The organism is Canibacter zhoujuaniae (assembly GCF_011752005.1).
Taxonomy (GTDB): Bacteria; Actinomycetota; Actinomycetes; order Actinomycetales; family Microbacteriaceae; genus Canibacter; species Canibacter zhoujuaniae.
On record NZ_JAAIJZ010000001.1, the window covers coordinates 658,630 to 678,314 of the forward strand.

General features: G+C 55.9%; 22 protein-coding genes. 2 read left to right on the forward strand and 20 right to left on the reverse strand.

Annotation, left to right across the window (positions count from 1 at the left end):
- Positions 1 to 16: 16 nt before the first annotated feature.
- The 5 genes from rplS to rpsP all read right to left on the reverse strand — a co-directional run bounded on the left by rplS (position 17) and on the right by rpsP (position 2,581).
- Positions 17 to 367 carry a 50S ribosomal protein L19 gene (rplS, locus tag HCR00_RS03050; protein WP_166987514.1) on the reverse strand — a complete coding sequence of 117 codons (351 nt, stop codon included), beginning with the start codon at positions 365 to 367 and terminating at the stop codon, positions 17 to 19.
- Positions 368 to 544: 177 nt separating this feature from the next.
- Positions 545 to 1,300, reverse strand: a complete 756-nt coding sequence (gene trmD, locus HCR00_RS03055; RefSeq protein WP_167142626.1) for a tRNA (guanosine(37)-N1)-methyltransferase TrmD — start codon at positions 1,298 to 1,300, stop codon at positions 545 to 547.
- Positions 1,290 to 1,895, reverse strand: a complete 606-nt coding sequence (gene rimM / locus HCR00_RS03060) for a ribosome maturation factor RimM (RefSeq protein WP_166987508.1) — start codon at positions 1,893 to 1,895, stop codon at positions 1,290 to 1,292. Before rimM ends, trmD begins: the two co-directional genes overlap by 11 nt.
- Entirely contained in the window at positions 1,896 to 2,150 is a 255-nt protein-coding gene (locus HCR00_RS03065) for an RNA-binding protein (protein ID WP_167142628.1), read from the reverse strand.
- A gap of 5 nt (positions 2,151 to 2,155) precedes the next feature.
- Positions 2,156 to 2,581 (reverse strand): 30S ribosomal protein S16, encoded by a 426-nt coding sequence (rpsP, locus tag HCR00_RS03070; protein WP_166987502.1) that lies wholly within the window; start codon positions 2,579 to 2,581, stop codon positions 2,156 to 2,158.
- A 270-nt stretch (positions 2,582 to 2,851) separates the two neighbouring features.
- Between rpsP and HCR00_RS03075 the strand changes: the two genes are divergently transcribed.
- Positions 2,852 to 4,003, forward strand: a complete 1,152-nt coding sequence (locus HCR00_RS03075) for a carboxylate-amine ligase (protein WP_167142631.1) — start codon at positions 2,852 to 2,854, stop codon at positions 4,001 to 4,003.
- On the opposite strand, the gene ffh is transcribed toward HCR00_RS03075, so the two are convergent.
- From ffh to HCR00_RS03130, 11 genes are all read right to left on the reverse strand, one after another.
- Complete coding sequence (gene ffh, locus HCR00_RS03080; protein ID WP_167142634.1) at positions 4,000 to 5,580, reverse strand: signal recognition particle protein; 1,581 nt, start codon at positions 5,578 to 5,580, stop codon at positions 4,000 to 4,002. The genes HCR00_RS03075 and ffh overlap by 4 nt on opposite strands.
- 110 nt (positions 5,581 to 5,690) lie before the next feature.
- Positions 5,691 to 6,287 carry a LysE/ArgO family amino acid transporter gene (locus HCR00_RS03085; RefSeq protein WP_167142637.1) on the reverse strand — a complete coding sequence of 199 codons (597 nt, stop codon included), beginning with the start codon at positions 6,285 to 6,287 and terminating at the stop codon, positions 5,691 to 5,693.
- 1 nt (position 6,288) lies between these two features.
- Complete coding sequence (gene ftsY / locus HCR00_RS03090) at positions 6,289 to 7,155, reverse strand: signal recognition particle-docking protein FtsY (protein ID WP_167142640.1); 867 nt, start codon at positions 7,153 to 7,155, stop codon at positions 6,289 to 6,291.
- 16 nt (positions 7,156 to 7,171) lie between these two features.
- Entirely contained in the window at positions 7,172 to 8,158 is a 987-nt protein-coding gene (mutM, locus tag HCR00_RS03095; protein WP_167142644.1) for a bifunctional DNA-formamidopyrimidine glycosylase/DNA-(apurinic or apyrimidinic site) lyase, read from the reverse strand.
- Positions 8,151 to 8,801, reverse strand: a complete 651-nt coding sequence (rnc, locus tag HCR00_RS03100) for a ribonuclease III (protein WP_243854536.1) — start codon at positions 8,799 to 8,801, stop codon at positions 8,151 to 8,153. The genes mutM and rnc overlap by 8 nt, the downstream gene beginning before the upstream one ends.
- A gap of 103 nt (positions 8,802 to 8,904) precedes the next feature.
- Positions 8,905 to 9,108: a 50S ribosomal protein L32 gene (rpmF, locus tag HCR00_RS03105; RefSeq protein WP_166987481.1), complete on the reverse strand. Its 204-nt coding sequence runs from the start codon at positions 9,106 to 9,108 to the stop codon at positions 8,905 to 8,907.
- 48 nt (positions 9,109 to 9,156) lie between these two features.
- Positions 9,157 to 9,684 carry a YceD family protein gene (locus HCR00_RS03110; protein ID WP_243854516.1) on the reverse strand — a complete coding sequence of 176 codons (528 nt, stop codon included), beginning with the start codon at positions 9,682 to 9,684 and terminating at the stop codon, positions 9,157 to 9,159.
- A 31-nt stretch (positions 9,685 to 9,715) separates the two neighbouring features.
- On the reverse strand, positions 9,716 to 10,228 hold the full coding sequence (coaD, locus tag HCR00_RS03115) for a pantetheine-phosphate adenylyltransferase (protein ID WP_167142650.1): 513 nt from the start codon (positions 10,226 to 10,228) through the stop codon (positions 9,716 to 9,718).
- A gap of 17 nt (positions 10,229 to 10,245) precedes the next feature.
- Positions 10,246 to 12,426: an ATP-dependent DNA helicase RecG gene (locus HCR00_RS03120; RefSeq protein WP_167142653.1), complete on the reverse strand. Its 2,181-nt coding sequence runs from the start codon at positions 12,424 to 12,426 to the stop codon at positions 10,246 to 10,248.
- A complete protein-coding gene (locus HCR00_RS03125; protein ID WP_167142656.1) occupies positions 12,423 to 13,007 on the reverse strand; it encodes an RsmD family RNA methyltransferase in 585 nt (194 codons plus the stop codon). The genes HCR00_RS03120 and HCR00_RS03125 overlap by 4 nt, the downstream gene beginning before the upstream one ends.
- A gap of 159 nt (positions 13,008 to 13,166) precedes the next feature.
- Positions 13,167 to 14,636, reverse strand: a complete 1,470-nt coding sequence (locus HCR00_RS03130) for an NAD-dependent succinate-semialdehyde dehydrogenase (protein ID WP_167142658.1) — start codon at positions 14,634 to 14,636, stop codon at positions 13,167 to 13,169.
- Between the two features lie 115 nt (positions 14,637 to 14,751).
- Between HCR00_RS03130 and HCR00_RS03135 the strand changes: the two genes are divergently transcribed.
- The gene (locus HCR00_RS03135) at positions 14,752 to 15,243 is read left to right on the forward strand and encodes a DUF3515 family protein (protein WP_243854517.1); all 492 of its coding nucleotides are present in this window, start codon (positions 14,752 to 14,754) and stop codon (positions 15,241 to 15,243) included.
- Here HCR00_RS03135 and HCR00_RS03140 read toward each other — a convergent pair.
- From HCR00_RS03140 to murA, 4 genes are read right to left on the reverse strand one after another with little or no spacing between them, the layout of a single operon-like run.
- Positions 15,240 to 16,343, reverse strand: coding sequence for a D-alanine--D-alanine ligase family protein (locus HCR00_RS03140; protein ID WP_167142661.1), 1,104 nt, complete (start codon positions 16,341 to 16,343; stop codon positions 15,240 to 15,242). The genes HCR00_RS03135 and HCR00_RS03140 overlap by 4 nt on opposite strands.
- Before the next feature lie 33 nt (positions 16,344 to 16,376).
- The gene (locus HCR00_RS03145; protein ID WP_167142664.1) at positions 16,377 to 17,480 is read right to left on the reverse strand and encodes an NAD(P)H-dependent glycerol-3-phosphate dehydrogenase; all 1,104 of its coding nucleotides are present in this window, start codon (positions 17,478 to 17,480) and stop codon (positions 16,377 to 16,379) included.
- Complete coding sequence (locus HCR00_RS03150; protein WP_243854518.1) at positions 17,480 to 18,286, reverse strand: lysophospholipid acyltransferase family protein; 807 nt, start codon at positions 18,284 to 18,286, stop codon at positions 17,480 to 17,482. The genes HCR00_RS03145 and HCR00_RS03150 overlap by 1 nt, the downstream gene beginning before the upstream one ends.
- A gap of 3 nt (positions 18,287 to 18,289) precedes the next feature.
- Positions 18,290 to 19,672 (reverse strand): UDP-N-acetylglucosamine 1-carboxyvinyltransferase, encoded by a 1,383-nt coding sequence (gene murA / locus HCR00_RS03155; RefSeq protein WP_166987458.1) that lies wholly within the window; start codon positions 19,670 to 19,672, stop codon positions 18,290 to 18,292.
- Positions 19,673 to 19,685 lie beyond the last annotated feature (13 nt).

A 19,685-nucleotide genomic window follows, 5' to 3' on the forward strand; every position in this document is an offset into this window, starting at 1 on the left:
ATAAGTAGTTAAGGGTTTAGACGTCGTCGCGCTTTTCGCGAATCTTAGCCTTCTTGCCGGTGAGGCCGCGCAGGTAGTAAAGCTTTGCACGACGCACATCACCGCGAGTTACAACCTCGATCTTGTCGATAGCTGGTGAGTGCACTGGGAATTTACGCTCAACCCCAACCTGGAAGCTAATTTTGCGAACGGTGAAGGTTTCACGCACGCCCTCGCCGTGACGCGCAATTACCACACCCTGGAAAACCTGCACACGTGAGCGGTTACCTTCAACGATGTTAACGTGCACCTTAACAGTGTCGCCCGCGCGGAAGTCTGGGATGTCGCTCTTCAGCGATGCTGCATCAAGGAAGTCAAGCTTCTGCATGATCATCTCTTTCTGTGCCCGCCGCAAGTCGAACACGCATTAATAGTTTCAAGACTTAGTGTTTTGTGTTAGCTTGAGACGCGCTCACCCTCACGGCAGCGGCGCGTGCTGACACACAGAGATAAATTCTACGGTATTAGTCGGTTATTTACAAACTAGAATCAGCGGGTTATTCAATCAGTTTTGCAACTCACGCTGCGTACCCACTGAGCCCTGATCAGCTTCCGGCGGCAACAGATCAGGGCGCACACGACGAGTGCGCTCGATTCGCTGTGCGTGACGCCACTCGGCGACCTTCTTATGATTCCCGCTGAGCAGCACCGGTGGCACTTCTCGGCCGCGCCACACCGCCGGCTGCGTGTAGCTCGGGTATTCGAGCAAACCGCTCTCACCCTCATGCGACTCTTCAACAAGGCTTTCCGGGTTGCCAACCATACCCGGTAAGAGACGGGCGATCGCTTCAATCATTGCAATCGAAGCCACTTCACCGCCGTTTAAAACATAGTCGCCGATGCTGACAAGCTTCACCCGCCCACGCTCTGCATACTCATCAAACACACGCTGATCGATGCCTTCATAACGACCGCACCCAAATATAAGGTGTGCTTCACCGGCAAGCTCACGCGCCATGCCCTGATTAAAAACTTCACCCGCAGGTGACGGAAAGATGATTAATGGTTCAGCATCTGTTGCAACGGTGGGCGACTCGCTAAGAATTTTATCCAGCACCAACCCCCAGGGCTCAGCTTTCATCACCATACCGGCGCCACCGCCTGCTGGTTTATCATCAACAGTGCGATGTTTGTCTGTTGTGACATCACGCAGGTCGTGGACGGCAACATCGAGCAGCCCGCGCTGCCGGGCTTTACCCAACAGTGACAGCTCTAGGGCATCAAAATAGGCGGGAAAGATTGAAACAATATCAATGCGCACTGTCAGCCTCATCAGCAAACAACCCGCGCGGCGGAGTGACACGCACGAATCCCGCTGCGAGATCAACCTCCGGCACAATCGCTGCAACCAACGGCACAAACACTGTTTCGCCAGCAGCAACCCGCACCGCTAATAGATCTTGCGCGGGCATGTGCTCAACCGAGGCCACAGTGCCGTGCACAATAACAGCGCCATCAGTGCCTAATTCTCGCACCTCAAGGCCAACTAAATCCTGATCGTACCAAGCATCGTCTTCTGCGCCCGCGGCAACAACCGCCTCATCGATCCACAAAATTGCACGCACGATGCTTTCGGCTGCTGTGCGATCTGGAACCTCGCTAAAGAAACCGACCGGCTGCTGGTTAAACCACCGCAATTCACTAAGCGTGATAGTTTTGCCAAACCACTCACTCTCGCGCGGCACCTGCAGATAAAACTCGGCTCCCGGCACGAAACGCAGGTCAGGGCTGTCGGTAAAAAGTTCGAGTTTAATGCCGCCCTTCAGACCGTGCGGCTTGGTCAGTCTGCCAACACGCAGGCTCCCCCGCCCAATATTGGGAAGGGGAGCCTGAACGCGACCTGAGGGTTTATTCATCTATGCAGTCTCATCGGTGTCGACAATATCAATGCGCACACGACGGTCACGCGCCAGCGCACCGATGACCGTGCGCAGAGCTTGCACTGTGCGACCCGACCGGCCAATCACACGGCCAAGGTCGTCCGGGTGCACACGCACCTCAAGGGTTTCACCGCGCGCGCTCTCAACAGAGTCAATCTCCACAGCTTCAGGACGGTCAACGATACCGCTGATAAGGTGCTTTAGCGCGTCCTGTAATGAGACTGTCGACATCCTAATTAAGCCTCTTCAGTGGTTTCAGCAGCGGCATCCTCAGCTGCCTCTGCCTCAGCAGCAGGAGCCTCAGCAGGCTTTTCTGCCTTTGGCTTAATAACCGACTTCTTTGACTCGTCAGCCACAAAAGCTTCCTTAGCCTCAACCGGCTTCACAACAGACTCGGTGTTGCCCTCGCCCTTGAACTTGCCCCAGTCGCCGGTCAGCTTCAGAAGTGCTCGCACCTGCTCGGTTGGCTGTGCACCAACGCCGAGCCAGTACTGTGCGCGCTCTGAGTTGATCTCAATGAAAGATGGGTTCTCAGTTGGGTGATACTTACCGATCTCTTCAATTACGCGACCGTCGCGCTTAGTGCGTGAGTCAGCTACCACAACGCGGTAGAAAGGCGCGCGGATCTTACCCATGCGCTTCAGGCGAATCTTTACTGCCATTTTTGCTCCTAATTAAAAGCTTATTCCGGTGAGCTCGGGCTCACATGAGTCAGCGACCGGCGCAAGCCTGTCGCACCCTTCAATCATGACACAGTTTTACTATATTCGCAATTTATGTTGCGATCTGGGATTTTTCATTTATGATAAGAAATCAAATAACTGTTATATTATTTTGCTACATTTAGCTAATTTGCTCTCCAGGGAGAAAAAGGCGGATCCACCTTGCGTCGACACACACGGCGCGGCACTAAGAACTTGAGGTAGGCGACAATGCATCTGTCATTCACCGACTCTCCGAATAGCACGCTCGGTATCGAGTGGGAGATCGCCCTGGTTGATGCTAACTCACTGGAGCTCGTAAACGACGCGCCAGCGGTCATTGCAGCGCTCAATGCCGCAATACCCGAAAGCTGTGACGGCAAGGTCTCCGCAGAGCTGCTACAGAACACAGTCGAACTGGTGACATCGCCGCACCGCACAGTTACCGCCGCTGTTTCTGAGCTGCGTGAAATGGCGTGGATCCTAAAACAGATTGCGGAAGAGCGCGGCTACAAACTTATTTCAAGCGGCACACACCCGTTTTCGAGCTGGGCAGACCAAAAAGTTTCAGACAGCGATCGCTACCAGAACTTTGCAAAAGACTACGGCTGGTGGGGTCGGCAAATGCTGATCTGGGGCATCCACAATCACATCGGCGTGGCAGACAAAAAATTTGCTGTGCCGGTGATGAACGCCCTCTCACGCGTGCAACCTCACCTAATTGCGCTGAGCGCTTCCAGCCCGTTTTGGGAGGGGATCAACACCGGCTATGCATCAAACCGCACGATGCTCTTTCAGCAGCTACCCAGCGCAGGGGTGCCGCCGCTACAAGCAACGTGGGACGAGTTTGAAAAAACCATTGAGCAGATGCAGCAGGTGGGTCTAATTACTGAGCTGAATGAGGCGCGCTGGGATGTGCGGCCCGCTCCCGGTTGGGGCACAGTTGAGGCACGCGCCTGTGACGGCACCGGCAGTTTGCGTCGTATCGCAGCGGTAACTGCGCTAACTCAAATTGTTGCTGATGGTGTGACCCGCGGCACGCACACATGCCATGAGCCAGACCCTGAATGGTTGACGCGCTTTAATAAATGGCAGGCGGCCAGATACGGCACAGACGCAACTCTTGGCGTGATTGACTCTAAGGGGCGTAAATCACTCACCGACTCACTGCAGCAAATAATAGAGTCGCACGCTGTGAGTATTGAGACGCTGGGTTGCGCGGAAGCGGCAGACGATATTCTTCGTTTGGCGACAGAAGATAGCTGTGCAAACAGACAGCAAGCGGCCTACACCGCAGAGTTAGATAACAGCGGAGATAAAGATAAGGCGCTGTTTAAGGCAACCGAAATTCTCGTCGATGAATTCGACGCAAACTTCGTTTAGCGCAGCCCGCTCTTCTTTAAGAGCTCCTGCATCTGCTTAATGTCGGCAGCTCGCGGCGTACCCTGGCCGGCAGAGCTCTGCCCGCCGAATGCACCCAAACCGGCGCCATTCGTCGCAGCAGATGTTGACTTGCCGGCTGCTTCCTGGGCGCGCTTTGCGGGGTTGCCTGATTTGCGGCCGCCTTTCTTCTTGCCCTGAGTCTGCTTTTTCTTACCGCCGTGTGCGCCTGGCACGCCAGGGATCTGCCCCATCCCCGGAATCTGCGGCATACCGCCACGGGCAACTGTTTTCATCATCTTTGCAGCCTGCTCGAACTGCTTCACGAGACGGTTCACATCGGTAACTGTCTGCCCGGATCCCTTTGCGATGCGCAATCTGCGCGACCCGTTCAAAATTTTCGGGTTTTTGCGCTCATAAGGGGTCATCGACTGAATAATCGCCTCGGTGTGCAAGATTTGGCGCTCATCAAACGCATCGAGCTGCGCTTTCATCTTGCCCATGCCGGGCAGCATGCCCATCATCTTCTTGAGTGAGCCCTGCCCGCGCAGCTGCTGCATCTGCTTCAAGAAATCATCGAGCGTGAACTGATCGTTTGCGATCTTCTCGGCAGTTTTACGCGCTTCTTCTTCATCGAACGCAGCCTGCGCCTGCTCGATCAGGGTGAGGATGTCACCGAGATCCAGAATCCGGCTTGCCATCCGGTCCGGGTGGAACTGTTCAAAGTCGTCAAGCGTCTCACCTGTTGAGGCAAACAGAATCGGGCGGCCAGTCACAGACCTAATTGAAAGCGCCGCACCACCGCGCGCGTCACCGTCAAGTTTGGTGAGCACAACACCGGTAAAGTCAACACCCTCTTGGAATGCTTTCGCTGTTGTGACAGCATCTTGACCGATCATCGCATCGATCACGAACAGCACTTCGTCAGGGTTGGTGGCTTTTCGAATATCCGCCGCCTGCTGCATCAACTCTGTATCAACACCGAGGCGACCGGCGGTGTCAATAATCACGAAATCATACTGTTTAGACTTTGCTTCACGAACACCGTCGGTTGCAACGCGCACGGGATCACCAACACCGTTGCCGGGTTCTGGCGCATAAATAGCTACCCCCGCCTGCTCAGCAACAACACCGAGCTGGGTTACCGCGTTCGGGCGCTGTAGGTCACAGGCGACCAGCAGCGGGGTGTGTCCCTCTTTTTTCAGCCATTTAGCGAGCTTGCCAGCCAGAGTGGTTTTACCGGCACCCTGCAAACCGGCGAGCATAATCACCGTCGGGGGCTGTTTTGCAAACTGGAGCCGACGCTGCTGACCACCAAGAATTTCAATTAACTCTTGGTTCACAATCTGCACAACCTGCTGCGCAGGGTTCAAGGCCTCATTAACCTCGTCACCGAGCGCCCGCTCACGCACCTTTGCGGTGAAGCTCTTAACCACGTCAAGCGCAACGTCTGCTTCTAAAAGCGCGCGTCGAATCTCGCGCACGGTGCCATCAACGTCACTAGCGCTCAGCTTGCCTTTGGTGCGGAGCTGCGCGAAGGTCTGTGTAAGTCGCTCTGAGAGTGTGCCAAATGTAGCCATAACTATGCCATTCTACAGGGCTTAACTGCGTAAATATTCGTAAAATAAGCGCCCCAAGAGACCCGCGGCAAGCGCATTAACTCTTCAGGCAGTTGAGTTTATGGCAGAGGCTAGCCGTTGAACGCCAGTTTGTAGGCGATTATCAGCATCACGATACCGATTAGCACATCAATAATCTGCCACGCACGCGGTTTCGCGAGCACTCCTGAGAGCGCGCGTGCCCCGAATCCGAGACCCCCGAACCAGAGGACCGAAGCTGTCATCGCGCCCACCGCTGCCAGCCATTTTGCGTCGCCAAAAGAGTTGGTGACGGTGCCGAGCATCACGACCGTATCGAGGTAGACGTGCGGGTTTAAGAAAGTGAGTGCCAAAGTTGTTGTGAGCACTGAGCCGGCACCTGCTTGTTTTGCCTCAGTTAGCGCCCCAGCACCTCGCGCCGCAGACATAAAACAGCGACTCGCGAAATAGATGAGGTAGACAACCCCGCCCCACCGTAGAACGTCGAGGAGCCACGGCACAGCGTTTGAGAGCACCCCGATGAAGGCAGTGCCGAGCGCTATCAGCAGAATATCTGCGAGCATACAGGTGAGCACCACTACGAGCACATGCTCACGTCTAATACCCTGCCGCAACACCCAAGCATTTTGCGCACCGATTGCAACGATGAGCGCGAGACCGGTAAGGAACCCCTGCAGCCAGATTTCCATGCTAATCAACCAAATTTTGTGCGAATACGTGCGGCGTGAAGCCGGTCAGGTCACCGATCCCCTCACCCTGCCCAACAAGTTTTACCGGCAGCCCTGTCTTTTCTTGCACGTTCAGCACAAAACCACCTTTGGCGCTGCCGTCTAGTTTTGTGAGCACGAGCCCGGTCACACCGGCGTGCTCGATAAACGCCTCGGCCTGAGCGAGACCGTTCTGCCCGGTGGTGGCGTCAAGCACAAGCAGCACCTCTGAAATTGGGGTTAGCTTCTCGATTACACGCTTAATTTTTGACAGCTCATCCATAAGACCGCCCTTGGTTTGCAAGCGCCCGGCGGTGTCAATCACAACCACATCGAAACCTTCGTTGATGCCGCGCTGCACAGTTTCATAGGCGACAGAGGCGGGATCCTGCCCCTGCTGTTTGGGTTTCACAATCGCTGCCCCGCCGCGCGTCGCCCAGGTGTTAAGCTGCTCAACCGCTGCTGCACGAAATGTATCAGCCGCCCCCACAAGCACTCTGCGGTTGAAGTTGCCTAGGTAGTTGGCAAACTTCCCGATAGTGGTTGTTTTGCCAACACCGTTCACACCCGCAACTAACACCACTGCTGGGCGGTCACTCAGTTTTAGGGTTGGATCAAACTTTGCAAGACGATCAGCGATAGTGTCTCGCAGCAGCTGCTTCAGATCTTTCACATCGGTGATGCTGTGACGCTCAACCTGGTCACGCAGTTCGGTGAGCATCTCATCGCTTAAGTCGGGCCCAAAATCTGCGCCGATCAAAGCCATTTCAAGATCGTCCCAAGTATCTTCAGTAATGGGTTCACTGCGGTTGAACAGCCCTGAAAACGCTTTAGAAAAAGACCATGCCATGTTTCTAGATTACCTGCTAGCGGCGGCGCTGGCAGCTTGGGCAAAATACTGCGGATCGCCCACCAACCACAACACGCTGCAACAAACTGCGGCAGCGCTGACACGGCTGCCCCTGCCGTCCATAGGCATTTAGACTGCGCGAAAAGTATCCTGATTCACCGTTGACATTAACGTAGAGAGCATCGAACGAGGTGCCGCCTTCGGAGAGGGCCTTTTCCATAACTGTGCGGGCGGCCTCGAGCAGTTCGATTAAACGCCGTTTAGAGATACGGTTTGCCGGTGTTTCCGGATGCACTCTGGCAAGCCATAGGGCCTCATCGGCATAGATATTGCCGATCCCACTCATCAGGCTCTGTTCGAGCAGCAGTTTTTTCACCTGCACAGACTTTGTTTTCAGCTGCTCAGCTACAGCATTAAAATCAAAAGCCGGATCGAGCAGGTCGCGCGCAATATGCTGGGCCTGTGCCGGCAGTAACGGCAGCTTTGTGCCCCACCCCGCAGCTTTCCCATCATGCGTTGGAGCTAATGGATCAATCGCAAGAGACCCGAAGCGCCGCTGATCGGCAAAGTCAACACGCACCTCGCTACCGGCAGCTGTTTGCACCCACAGACGAATGCGCACATGCTTATCTTCCGGCGCATCATTTGCCCTAAGCAGCACCTGCCCGCTCATCGCGAGGTGAGCAAACAGTGCCTCATCTGGCACAGCAGTTGGGACGCCACTGGGGGCAATTGGAATCCACAAAAATTTCCCGCGTCTGGCTGGGGAAAGCAGCCTGGCACCGGTGATCCGCCGCTCAAAATCAGCCGCTCGCAGGCGCCTGGTGCTCTCATCTAGTGTGCGGCCGTGCCCGGCAGCAACCGCGCCAGAGTCGCGCTCTGCCCGGCTGATGTGTCGTTTCAGCGAGCGCGCATCAAAAACTTCAGCGCCTAAGACTGTTGCGCCGGTGACGGCAGGCATTAGGCCTGCACGAACCACCTCAACTTCCGGCAGTTCAGGCATCTGCGTTTACTCGGTGCAGCTCAGCTTCATGCAGTTTTAACACCGCCTGACGCGCGGCAGCAGCTTCAGCGGCTTTTTTGCTCGTGCCCCGCCCGATCCCGGCAACTCCAAGTAGTTCCACGGTTGCGGTGTAGCGGCGATCATGATCCGGCCCTGTGCCGGTAACTAAATACTGCGGCAGCGGGAGCGCCCGCGCGGCAGCAATCTCCTGCAGTGCGCTTTTCGGATCAATTGTCGCTGCCAGAAAATCAATATCTGCAAGCTGCGGCTCTAGCAGTTCAAGCACGAAGGTTTTTGCTGTGTCAATTCCGGTTGATAGAAACACTGCTCCGATCACAGCTTCTAACGCATCTGCGAGAATTGAGTCTTTGTCGCGGCCACCGGAGTCGTTCTCGCCGCGGCTCAAATACAAATAGGCCCCGAGGTTTATACGCCTTGCGGCTTGTGCGAGCGCCACCGTTGAAACTACCGCCGCACGGCGTCTGGTGAGCTCGCTTTCTGAAAGCTTAGAGTAGCGTTTATACAGGTAGGTGGTAACCGCAAAGCCGAGCACAGAGTCACCCAAAAACTCAAGTCGCTCATTGTGGTCACGACCCTTATTTTCTGCCGCCCAAGAGCGGTGTGTCAAAGCGCGTTCGAGCAGAGCCGGATCAACCTTTACACCAAATGGTGCAAGAAAGCCGCCCGCCTCTTTGGGTGCAGACCCGAAAGATGCGGACGGCTTCTCAAAGTGTTTTTCTGTCACCTTATGCGTCAGCTACGCGACGGCCTTTGTACTCCATGAAGAGTGGGGTGCCCTGTGAGTCTTCAACAACGCGTGCGCGGTGTGGAAGGCTGTACACGGTGCGGCCGTTCTCGACAGTCTTTACCAGGGTTGGCACGCTTGCCTTCCACTGTGAACGACGATGACGAGTATTTGAGCGTGACATTTTGCGCTTTGGAACTGCCATGATGCTCTACTTTCTAAACATAATTGATGACAAACAAAACCTGTGGTCTTATTTGTCCTGGTCATTTGCAACCGAAAATTCAGCTAACGCTGCCCAGCGGGGATCAACCGCTTTCTCAGCATCAGCCGCTGCGGGCTCTGTTAGACGCTCGCCTGTCTCTGGATCTAGCCCAGCGCAGTTCTCGCGGCAAACAGGTTGGAACGGCAGTGCAAGCACAAACTCGTTCAGCAGCAGGGGTTCAAGGTTCACGTGATCACCGTGAACTCCGTATTCGTCGGCCTCAGAAGGATTATACGCGAAAAGTTCGGTAAACGCGACTTCCTGTGTTTCTGTGAACTCTCTTAGGCATCTGCCGCACTCAGCCACTGCTTCTGCATCAGCGCTAACAGTTGCGAGAATGCCTTCGTGCACGGATTCAAGTCGCACATCTGCGTTGATAGCAGCACCGGCGGGTATTTTCGCTAGGCCCTCACCCCACTGTTCTTGCAGGGTTTCAGTGCGCGCAAACTCACGCATCTCACCGGGACGGTTGTAGATGTCGCGAATATTGAATTCAAACAGTTTTCTAGTGCTCACGCATCGATTTTATGCGGCTGAGCTGGGTGCGCTATTCAGCCGCTGAGTTTTCGTCGCTAAGAGCTGCAGCGGCCATAATGTCGATAACGTGCTGCGGCACATACTCGCTGACATCTCCGCCCAGGTGAAACACCTGCCTAACAAGGCTGCTAGAAACCGCTGAAAATGCTGGATCCGGCAGCACAAACATAGTTTCGATGCCCGCTAGCGAACGGTTCATCAGCACCATCTGCGTTTCGTATCCGATATCCTGCTGGTTGCGCACACCCTTCACAAGCACTGTCGCCCCAACCTGCTTGCAGTATTCGACGAGCAGACCGTCCTGCCAACCGGTAACAACAATCTTCGCCGCCATATCAAATTTTTCGACAGCAGTGCGGATCAAATCGATCCGACTCTCAAGTGAGAGCAGCGGTTTTTTATCAGGGTTGTGCACAACCACAACGTGCACTTCATCAAAAATAGTGGCTGCACGCTCTATCACGTCGAGGTGCCCAAAGGTGACCGGATCGAAGGATCCTGGCACAACTGCGATTGAAGTCATAGTTAAACCATACTGCCTTATGTTTTATCGAGCTGTGCCGCGTTGTTAAGATCTGCCGCAACCATATCGCGCAGCTGTGGATGCTTTTCGAGCGTGGGGTCTTGCTGCAGCAGAGCGTCTACAAGCTCCCTGGCGGCATAAATTATTTCTGCGTCGTTTAACACTCTGAGCAGCCGCAGCCGAGATTTACCGCCAGACTGTGCGTTGCCTAAAATATCGCCCTCACGGCGCTGTTCGAGATCAAACTCTGCCAGCTCGAAACCGTCGCCGGTGTTAGCGACCGCTGCAACCCTTTCCCAGCCGGGAGTGCCAGGCTCTGCCTCAGTTAAAAACAGACACAATCCCGCATGCGCCCCGCGCCCCACGCGGCCGCGCAGCTGATGCAGTTGCGACACCCCAAAACGGTCTGCCTCAAGCACAATCATCATCGTGGCGTTGGGCACATTAACACCAACCTCAATAACGGTTGTGGCGACCAAGACATCGATTGCACCGGCCGCAAAATCTTGCATAACCGCTTCTTTTGCGTCGGCAGACAGCTGTCCGGTCAGCTCTCCGACTGTTACCCGCTGAAAATCATCACGCAATCTTAGCGATGCGGCAATCTGGGCGACACCGGCGCGTGCCTTTGGTGCTGCAGCGTCGGGGTTTGCCGCCGATCCGCCCCCTGTTTCAACGTCAATAGCCGGGCACACAACATACACCTGGCGACCGTTGGCGATCTCTTCAAGCGCACGCTGCCAGACGCGTGCCACCAATTGCGGCTGCTGACGCACCTGCACCGCGTGTGAGTTAATGCCCACTCTGCCCGCAGGCAGCTCTTGCAGCGTCGTAATTTCAAGCTCGCCGAACGCGGTCAGCGCAACCGTCCGGGGAATCGGGGTGGCGGTCATGGCAAGCAGATGCGGCCAGGTGCGCCCCTTTCTGCGCAGCGCATCGCGTTGCTCAACCCCGAAGCGATGCTGTTCGTCAACCACAACCAAGCCGAGGTCAAAAAACTGGGTTGCATCGCTTATGAGGGCATGGGTTCCGATCACGATTTTGCTCTCACCTGAAACGATTTTCAGCAGTGTCTGTTTACGCTCTTTGGTGTTTAAAGAGCCCGTCAACAGCACCGGCTTTAATTCTGCTGTCAGCTCAGGGCCAAGCAGCTCACACACGCTGCGAAAGTGCTGCCCCGCGAGCACTTCCGTGGGCGCTAACAGCGCTGTCTGCCCGTCACTGTCAGCAACCTGCAGCATCGCTCTGAGAGCCACCACGGTTTTACCCGATCCAACCTCACCCTGCAACAGGCGCGCCATCGGGTATGCACGGTTTAACTCCGCCGTAAAAGTCTCACCCGCAGCTATTTGGTCGCCGGTCAGCGTATACGGTAGAGCACCGTCAAATCGCTGCAGCAGCCCGTGTTCGTTTAAAGGCCTCGGGGTTGCCGCGTGTGCTTTCGCGCGCTGTGCCAGCACCCCGAATGCCAGCTGCAGCGCAAACGCCTCACGAAACTTTAGGCTGTGCTGCGCCGCTCTGTAGTCGCCCTCTGTCTCAGGCTGATGCACACCCCGCAACGCAGTATCCAGGTTTACGATACCGATCCGCTGCAACAGTGAATCAGCGAGCGGATCGCGAATTTCCTGTATTTCTTGCAGCACATGCGCAATATGTTTCGCAATAGCCCAGGAGGGCAGCGCACCGGTTGCTGGATACACCGGCACAGGTCGCTTCGAGTATGCAAGCGCGGCAGCGTCTCTAAGCGCCTGGATGTCTCCGCCTGCTGCCGCAACTTCCGCGCCACTGTCAAAAAGCTCGTAGTCGGGGTTTTGCAGTTGAAACTGGCCGCGATACTCGGTGACTTTACCCGCAAACTGACCGCTGCGACCGGCGATAAGATCTTTTTCGCGCCAGGGTTGGTTGAAAAAAGTGAGGCTTAGAAAACCGTTTCCGTCGGTCACGCGCACACTCAAAATAGAGCCGCGACGCGCTGCCATAGTGCGTTTTTGCACGTCTAGAATACGTGCGACGATTGTGACGTGCTCTCCCAGCGGGAGCGAGGTAAGCGGGGTTAGCTCACCGCGTTTTGAATACCGTCGCGGCATGTGCAGCAGCAGCTCTTCAACTGTGCGGTATCCAAAGGCGCGCTCAATCGCCTTCGCGTGCTTTACGCCAAGCACACTCTGTAAGGAAGAATCGAGCCCTGCTGTTGTCACTCTTCGAGCTTAACTGCCTCTGCCCACCAACAGCTGGTTTCACCGTAGTCCTTCACTTTTATGAGGGAGTATCCAGCAGGCCACATTGGTTCCGGGCTGCGTTTATCACGCTCAACAAGCACAGCAGCGTTTTCGACCAGATGCGGGCGCAGCAGTTCCAAGCACTCTGTCAATTCAGTTTCTTGCAGATCATAGGGGGGATCGATAAGCGCCACATCGAACAGCTCACCGGGCTCTGCAAGCAGGAATGTGCGGACGGCGCTCACGCACACTTTCGCGTGCGCCGTGCGCCCTGCGTTCTGCACCGCACCAAGCACTGTGTGCGCGTTTAATTGCGCAATTTTTGCCGCTCCCGCATGTTTTTCCACAAGCACACACTCACGCGCACCCCGACTAACCGCTTCAAGACCGAGGGCTCCCGAGCCGGCGTAAAGATCCAGCACCCGCGTATCCTCAACAAAATCCCACGCTTCGAGGGTTGAAAAAATTGCCTCACGCACCCGATCTGAGGTGGGTCTTGTGCCACGTTCGGGCACCTTCATTCTAAGGGAGCTTGCCGCACCGGCAATAATTCTTGTCACAAGCCCAACCCTACTCTGCTGTGTATATCGTTGCACATAATTCTTATGCGGAAAATTCTTAACCGTAGACACCCACTAAAAACAGCCAGAGTGCTCAGTTAGCGCAGGCTAGCTGAACACTCTGGCTGTTTAGGTTTTAGAGATGATCCGAAATTCCGCTTAGCGGCGTGGGATCATAGTGTACTTAGTCTCCAGGAACTCTTCGATGCCCTCGTGGCTGCCCTCACGGCCGAGCCCGGACTGCTTCATGCCGCCAAACGGTGCCGCAGCGTTAGAGAGCACACCAGCATTAACAGCCATCATGCCAGCTTCGATACGGTCGATCATGCGCTGCGCACGGTGCAGATTTTCTGTGAAAACGTAGCTTGCGAGCCCGTACTCAGTGTCGTTTGCAAGCTCCACAGCTTCGTCTTCGGTCTCAAAGCGCACAATCGCAAGCACGGGGCCAAAAATTTCCTCACGCGCCAGATCTGATTCGAGTGGGGTGTAGTCAACAACTGTTGGCTGATAGAAGCAGCCAGGACCAGCAATTCGCTTACCACCGGCAAGCACCCGACCGCCCTTTTCTACAGCACCGTCTACCAGACGCTCAATGTTTGCAACAGCCTTTTCTTCGACGAGTGCGCCGATCTGCACGCCCTCTTCAGTGCCACGGCCAACCTTCATAGCGCTGACGCGCTCTGCAAGTCGCTCTGCAACTTTGTCAGCGATGCTCTCCTGCACATAAACACGGTTGGCAGCGGTGCAAGCCTGGCCGATGTTGCGGAATTTTGCAGCCAGAATACCCTCAACTGCGACATCGATATCTGCGTCCTCAAACACAATGAGCGGCGCATTACCGCCAAGCTCCATCGAGGTGCGCAGCACATTTTGAGCTGCTGCCTCAAGCAGTTTCACACCAACCGGGGTTGAGCCGGTAAAGCTGAGCTTGCGCAAGCGTTTATCTTGCAACAGAGCTGCCGACTGCTTGCTCGACTGAGAAGTTGCAACAACGTTAACCACGCCCTTTGGCAGGCCCGCATCTTCAAGCAGCTGCTGGAAATAAATAGTTGTGAGCGGTGTGAGCGCAGCCGGTTTCACAACCACGGTGCACCCAGCGGCGAGCGCCGGCGCGATCTTTCTGGTTGCCATCGCAAGTGGGAAGTTCCACGGGGTGATGAAGTAGCAGGGGCCGACCGGCATTTTCGACACAATCATGTCTGCGGTGCCCTCAGGGTTTGAGCCGAAACGGCCCCCAACGCGCACTGCTTCTTCAGAGAACCACCGCAAAAACTCGCCGCCGTAGGTCACCTCACCCTCAGCTTCGGCCAGTGGCTTGCCCATCTCGATCGTCATCAGCAGGGCAAAATCTGCACGGCGTTCCTGCAGCAGCTCCCATGCCTTGCGCAGAATATTTGAGCGCTCACGCGGGCTCGTCTTTGCCCACGCTGCTTGAGCTGCGACAGCGGCATCTAGCGCCCGCTGCGCGTCAGCAACGCTCGCATCAGCGATACTCTTCAAAAGTTCGCCGGTCGCCGGGTCAAAAACGTCGAGAGTCTTTCCCTCTTGCGCTTCCACCCACTCGCCACCAATAGCGAGGCGAGATTCAACGCGATCCAGCAGATCTTTTTCGGCCTGAGTAAGTGCCATCAATATTCCTTTCACGACTACGTCGAGATCATATGCTCGTCCCATTCTACTCCCCAACAGTTGCGCCCTCACGCACGGTTTCCGATATCGCAAGGGCTCACGCTAGGCTTACACCGTGACAAAATTCCGACGCGCTTTCGCCCTCACACTGCCCCTGATAGCAGCAGCATCACTAGCTGGGTGCGCGTCACCTGTGCCACTGACCCCGGCAGAATCCGCAAACGATCCACACTGCGCAGCCGTCACAGTGCGGCTCCCAGACGAGCTTGCAGGGTTTGCAAAACGCGCCACTAATGCGCAGGCAACCGGAGCTTGGGGCGACCCTGCTGCGGTGTTAACACGCTGCGGCCTGCCGGTTTCAGAGCCGACCGTGAACCCCTGCATTAACCTAAACGGTGTTGACTGGGTGATAGATGAATCTGAGGCTCCGCTCTTCCGCTTCGAAGCCTACGGCCGGGAGCCCGGGTTTGAAGTGTTTGTTGATTCAGATCAGACAAGCGGCACCGATGTGCTGCTTGAGTTGCAGTCTGCGGTGGAGCGTCTCCCGCAGGTGCGGCAGTGCAGCAACGTTGCCGATGCACGCACAATCGAGCAGGGTGACAGCTAGCGCTGGGCTTCTAAAGCCAACTCAATAAGTTCGGTAATGAGTTCAGAGTAGCTCACGCCCGAAGCCTCCCACAGCTGCGGATACATCGAAAATGGTGTAAACCCGGGCAGCGTATTAATCTCGTTGAGCACCGGCCCGTCGGCTGTTAAAAAGAAGTCTATGCGTGCGTAGACGGCACAGCCGGCAGCATCAAATGCTTTAAAGGCCGCATCACGTAGCGCCTGATACTCGGCGTCTGTCACTTCCGCGGGAAGCACAATTTCAACGCCAGCACCACCAAGATACTTAGATTCAAAGTCGTAAAAGTCGCGGCCGGTAAACCTAATCTCACCAATCACATCACTTGCACGCAGACTCGCACCCCCACGCCCGCCAAGCACGCCGATCTCAACCTCACGGCCGGTAATGGCTGACTCAATCAGCGCGGTGTGATCTTCAGCGAGCGCAGTATCAACCGCCGCGGCAAGACCGCCAGGTTCAGTCACGCGGGTCACCCCAACGCTGGAGCCGGCGCGCGCTGGTTTCACAAACAGTGGGTAGTTAAGGCCCTGATCTAATCGCGCGGCTGCTTGCGGATCTTGCGCGAGCTGCTGGCGGCTAATCCTGTTCCATGGCGCTACTTTAACGCCCGCTGTCTCTAACACAACCTTCAGCGCATGCTTATCCATGCACAGCGCGGAAGCGAGCACACCGCTGCCAACATACGGGAGGCCCGCAAGCTCACACAGCCCCTGCACTGTGCCGTCTTCACCGAAAGGGCCGTGCAGCATTGGCACAGCCACGTCGATTGTGCCAAGTTCAGTAATTTGGTTCTGAGCGTCAAGCACACGGAGTGTGTGATCGTCGGTTGCCAGCGGCCAGATGATGCGCTCATCACCTGCCGCAACCTCTGGCAGTGGATCACTGTCAAGCGCATAACTGAGCAGCACAGACTCACTGACGGGCACGAACTGACCGGTTTTGGTGATCCCGACAGGAATCGCGTTAAAACGCTCTTTATCGAGTGCACGATACACGCCTGCGGCGGTGACACAGCTCACAACGTGTTCACTGGAGCGCCCGCCGAACAGCAGCGCCACGGTTAGTTTTTTGTCGCTCATACGGTATCTCCAGATGCTGACTCGGTGTTTTGCTTAGTTGCTGGTTTTGGCGCCCTTGAAAACGGCTTTTACACGCTGCCAAAAATTCGGGGCTGCATCATCCTGTAACTGCATTTCAGGCTGCGGCACCTCGTCTTCAGTCGCGAGGTGGGGGCCAAGGTCTGCGGGTTTCATGCGCCCCTCAAGCACCATCTGCACCTGCTCCACGATTGGCATAACAACGCCGCGCTGTCTGGCTAGCGCAAGCACCGGCGCAACTGATGTGATGCCCTCAGCAGTCTGCGACATCTCCTGCGTCGTTTCTTCTTTGCTGTAGCCCTGGCCGATCAGGCGGCCAGCAGTTGAGTTGCGCGACAGCGGTGACTGGCAGGTGGTGATCAGATCACCCAAGCCCGCAAGCCCTGTCATTGTCGTTGGATTTGCCCCTGAAGCAACCGCAAACTCAGTCATTTCGGCGATCCCGCGAGTAATGATGGCCGCTTTGGTGTTGTCGCCGTAGCCGACTCCATCAACGATGCCGATTGCGAGCGCGATTAGATTCTTCAGCACACCGCCGAGCTCTGTGCCTGTCACATCTGTGTTGATGTAGGTGCGCAGGTAGGGTGTGCTTGAAATTTTTGCAACGCGCTGGGCGGTTTCCAGGTTGACAGACGATGTCACCGCACCGGTTGGTTGTTCACGAGCTATTTCGAGCGCGATGTTGGGGCCAGAAACCACCGCAACCTGCTCAATATCCCAGTCGAGTGTGTCGGTAATCACCTGTGACATGCGCATTTGGGTGGATTGCTCTACGCCCTTAACCAGACTCACGAGAATCGCATCCCGCCGCAGATAGTGCCGCATTGCCTGCAGGTTTTCACGCAGAGACTGGCTTGGCACCGCTAAAAACACTATTTCTGCGTCCTCAACCGCAGTTTGCAGATGATCGGTTGCTTTCAAGCCTCGCGGCAGGTTTACACCGGGCAGGTATTTACCATTCCGGTGACTTGTGTTAATTTCGGTTGCAACTTCTGTGCGACGTGCCCAAAGCAGCACATCACAGCCGGCGTCAACCAGCACCTTCGCATATGTTGTGCCAAAACTTCCGGCTCCGATAACCGCAACAACCGGAGCGTCTTGCGCTGCTTCTTTAGCCACTAAAACCGCCCTGTTTCGCTCTGCTCATGCTCTCGTGGATCCCACCTTTTTGTGGGAGCCTCTTCACCGCGCAGTGTTTCTAAGAGCGCGGTGATCTCTGCCATCAGCTTATCTGTAACCTCGCCAATTACAGCGTTATTGATCGGCCGCCCCTGATATTCGCTCAGATCGAGTGGCTCACCGATGGCAACGCGCACAGTTTTGCGCCCAAACAAATTCAGCTTCTTGCCATATCGCGGCATAATCTCCTGCACGCCCCACTGCGCGGCCGGAATGAGCGGAATATTACCCTCCAGCGCAAGCCGTGCTGCGCCGCTTTTACCGCGCATCGGCCACATGTCGGGGTCGCGCGTTAGTGTGCCCTCAGGGTAGACGATAACACCGCCGCTGGTCGCAATGAGGTGACTGGCTGCCTGCATCGCTGAGTGCCTGGCACCGGCCGCGTTTGCATCACCGCTGTTGGCTTCACGATAAACCGGAATCTGCCCGGTGATCTTCAAAATCCACTTTAAAAATGGCACTTTGAAAAGGCTCGCTTTCGCCATAAAACGCGGCAATCGCCCGAGCTTAAACACCGCCACCGCCATAGCGATCGGATCGATTTCGCTCAGATGATTCGGAGCGAGCACGAACGGCCCCTGTGCGGGAAGCTTGCTGTTGGGGGCAAAGCGATACTTCGCCGCAAACTGCCACAGCGGCAGCACAATCGCGGCAATTATACGAAACGGACCAAACTTTGTAGTTTCAGGTGTGCGGCGGCGCTTAAAACGCACCAGCTCCACTTCGTGCTGTGCCCGCTCGTTCACGGTTTACCCCTCGTAAATGAAGTCTGCGCCGAGTTTGCGCAGTTTATCTATAAAATTTTCGTAGCCACGGGCAATAATGCCGATATTTGAAACTTTACTCTGTCCTGATGCTGTCAGCGCCGCAATCAGATGCGAGAACCCGCCGCGCAGGTCGGGCACCTCGATATCTGCGCCGTGCAGCGGGGTCGGGCCGGTAATCACGGCTGCCTGCTCAAACTCACGGCGTTTAACGCGGCGTCGCTCATCTTCCAGCCCAGATTTGTGCACCACAATATCGGCGCCCATCTGATTTAGCGCATCTGTGAAGCCGAAGCGGTTTTCATACACGGTTTCATGAATTGTTGACACGCCCGGTGCCTGCGTGAGGGCCACGACAAGCGGCTGCTGCCAGTCTGTCATGAATCCCGGGTGCACATCGGTTTCAATCGTGACGGGGTTGAGGTCGCCCTCTTTGCGCCAGAAACGAATTCCATCATCGTGCACTTCAAACTCACCGCCGACCTTACGGTACACGTTCAAGAATGTCATCAGCTCTTCCTGCCTGGCACCCCCGACGAAGATATCGCCGTTGGTGGCGAGCGCAGCCGACGCCCATGAGGCGGCCTCATTGCGGTCTGCTATCGCGCGGTGGTCGTAGCCGCCGAGCTCTTTCACACCCTCAATGAAGATCACCCGGTTTGGCTCAACATTGATGATGGCGCCCATCTTCTGCAGAATGCAGATGAGGTCAATAATTTCTGGCTCAATTGCAGCATTGCGCAGTTCGGTATGCCCCTCAGCAAGCACGCCGGTGAGCAGCACCTGCTCGGTTGCGCCGACTGACGGATACGGCAGCTCAATATTTGCGCCCCGCAACCCGTTTGGTGCAGTCAGGCTGATGCCACCCGACTGTTTGTCAACAACCGCACCAAATTTGCGCAGCGCGTCAAGGTGAAAGTCGATTGGGCGGTCGCCGATCCGACACCCCCCAAGATCCGGGATAAAAGCCTCACCAAGGCGGTGCAGCAGCGGGCCGCAAAAAAGAATCGGGATGCGCGATGAGCCTGCGTGCGCGTCGATATCAGCTTTATGCGCTTTTTCAACATTGGAGGGATCGAGGATCCACTCATCGTTTTCACCGCGCGTAATCAGCACTCCGTGCAGAGCCAGCAGCCCAGCAACTACGCGCACATCTGAGATGTTCGGAACGTCACGCAGCACACTCTGTTTATGCCCGAGCAGAGCCGCAACCATCGCTTTTGTCGCAAGGTTTTTCGCACCGCGCACCTCGATGCGACCGCGCAGCGGTTTGCCGCCGTTGATGATGATCTCGTCTGAGGTCAGACCTACGCGTTCGCCAGCCTTTTTTGCATCTAGCGCGAGACCGTCGGTTTTCTTGTCGCTCATCTGTTTTGTTCCT

What these genes read in the sequence shown, in the direction of transcription:
- murA (WP_166987458.1), bottom strand. Translation starts at nt 19,672, where the DNA reads ATGAGCGACAAGAAAACCGACGGTCTCGCGCTAGATGCAAAAAAGGCT.
- rpmF (WP_166987481.1), bottom strand. Translation starts at nt 9,108, where the DNA reads ATGGCAGTTCCAAAGCGCAAAATGTCACGCTCAAATACTCGTCATCGT.
- HCR00_RS03085 (WP_167142637.1), bottom strand. Translation starts at nt 6,287, where the DNA reads ATGGAAATCTGGCTGCAGGGGTTCCTTACCGGTCTCGCGCTCATCGTT.
- HCR00_RS03130 (WP_167142658.1), bottom strand. Translation starts at nt 14,636, where the DNA reads ATGGCACTTACTCAGGCCGAAAAAGATCTGCTGGATCGCGTTGAATCT.
- rpsP (WP_166987502.1), bottom strand. Translation starts at nt 2,581, where the DNA reads ATGGCAGTAAAGATTCGCCTGAAGCGCATGGGTAAGATCCGCGCGCCT.
- mutM (WP_167142644.1), bottom strand. Translation starts at nt 8,158, where the DNA reads ATGCCTGAACTGCCGGAAGTTGAGGTGGTTCGTGCAGGCCTAATGCCT.
- HCR00_RS03065 (WP_167142628.1), bottom strand. Translation starts at nt 2,150, where the DNA reads ATGTCGACAGTCTCATTACAGGACGCGCTAAAGCACCTTATCAGCGGT.
- HCR00_RS03075 (WP_167142631.1), top strand. Translation starts at nt 2,852, where the DNA reads ATGCATCTGTCATTCACCGACTCTCCGAATAGCACGCTCGGTATCGAG.
- rimM (WP_166987508.1), bottom strand. Translation starts at nt 1,895, where the DNA reads ATGAATAAACCCTCAGGTCGCGTTCAGGCTCCCCTTCCCAATATTGGG.
- ffh (WP_167142634.1), bottom strand. Translation starts at nt 5,580, where the DNA reads ATGGCTACATTTGGCACACTCTCAGAGCGACTTACACAGACCTTCGCG.
- ftsY (WP_167142640.1), bottom strand. Translation starts at nt 7,155, where the DNA reads ATGGCATGGTCTTTTTCTAAAGCGTTTTCAGGGCTGTTCAACCGCAGT.
- HCR00_RS03140 (WP_167142661.1), bottom strand. Translation starts at nt 16,343, where the DNA reads ATGAGCGACAAAAAACTAACCGTGGCGCTGCTGTTCGGCGGGCGCTCC.
- coaD (WP_167142650.1), bottom strand. Translation starts at nt 10,228, where the DNA reads ATGACTTCAATCGCAGTTGTGCCAGGATCCTTCGATCCGGTCACCTTT.
- rplS (WP_166987514.1), bottom strand. Translation starts at nt 367, where the DNA reads ATGCAGAAGCTTGACTTCCTTGATGCAGCATCGCTGAAGAGCGACATC.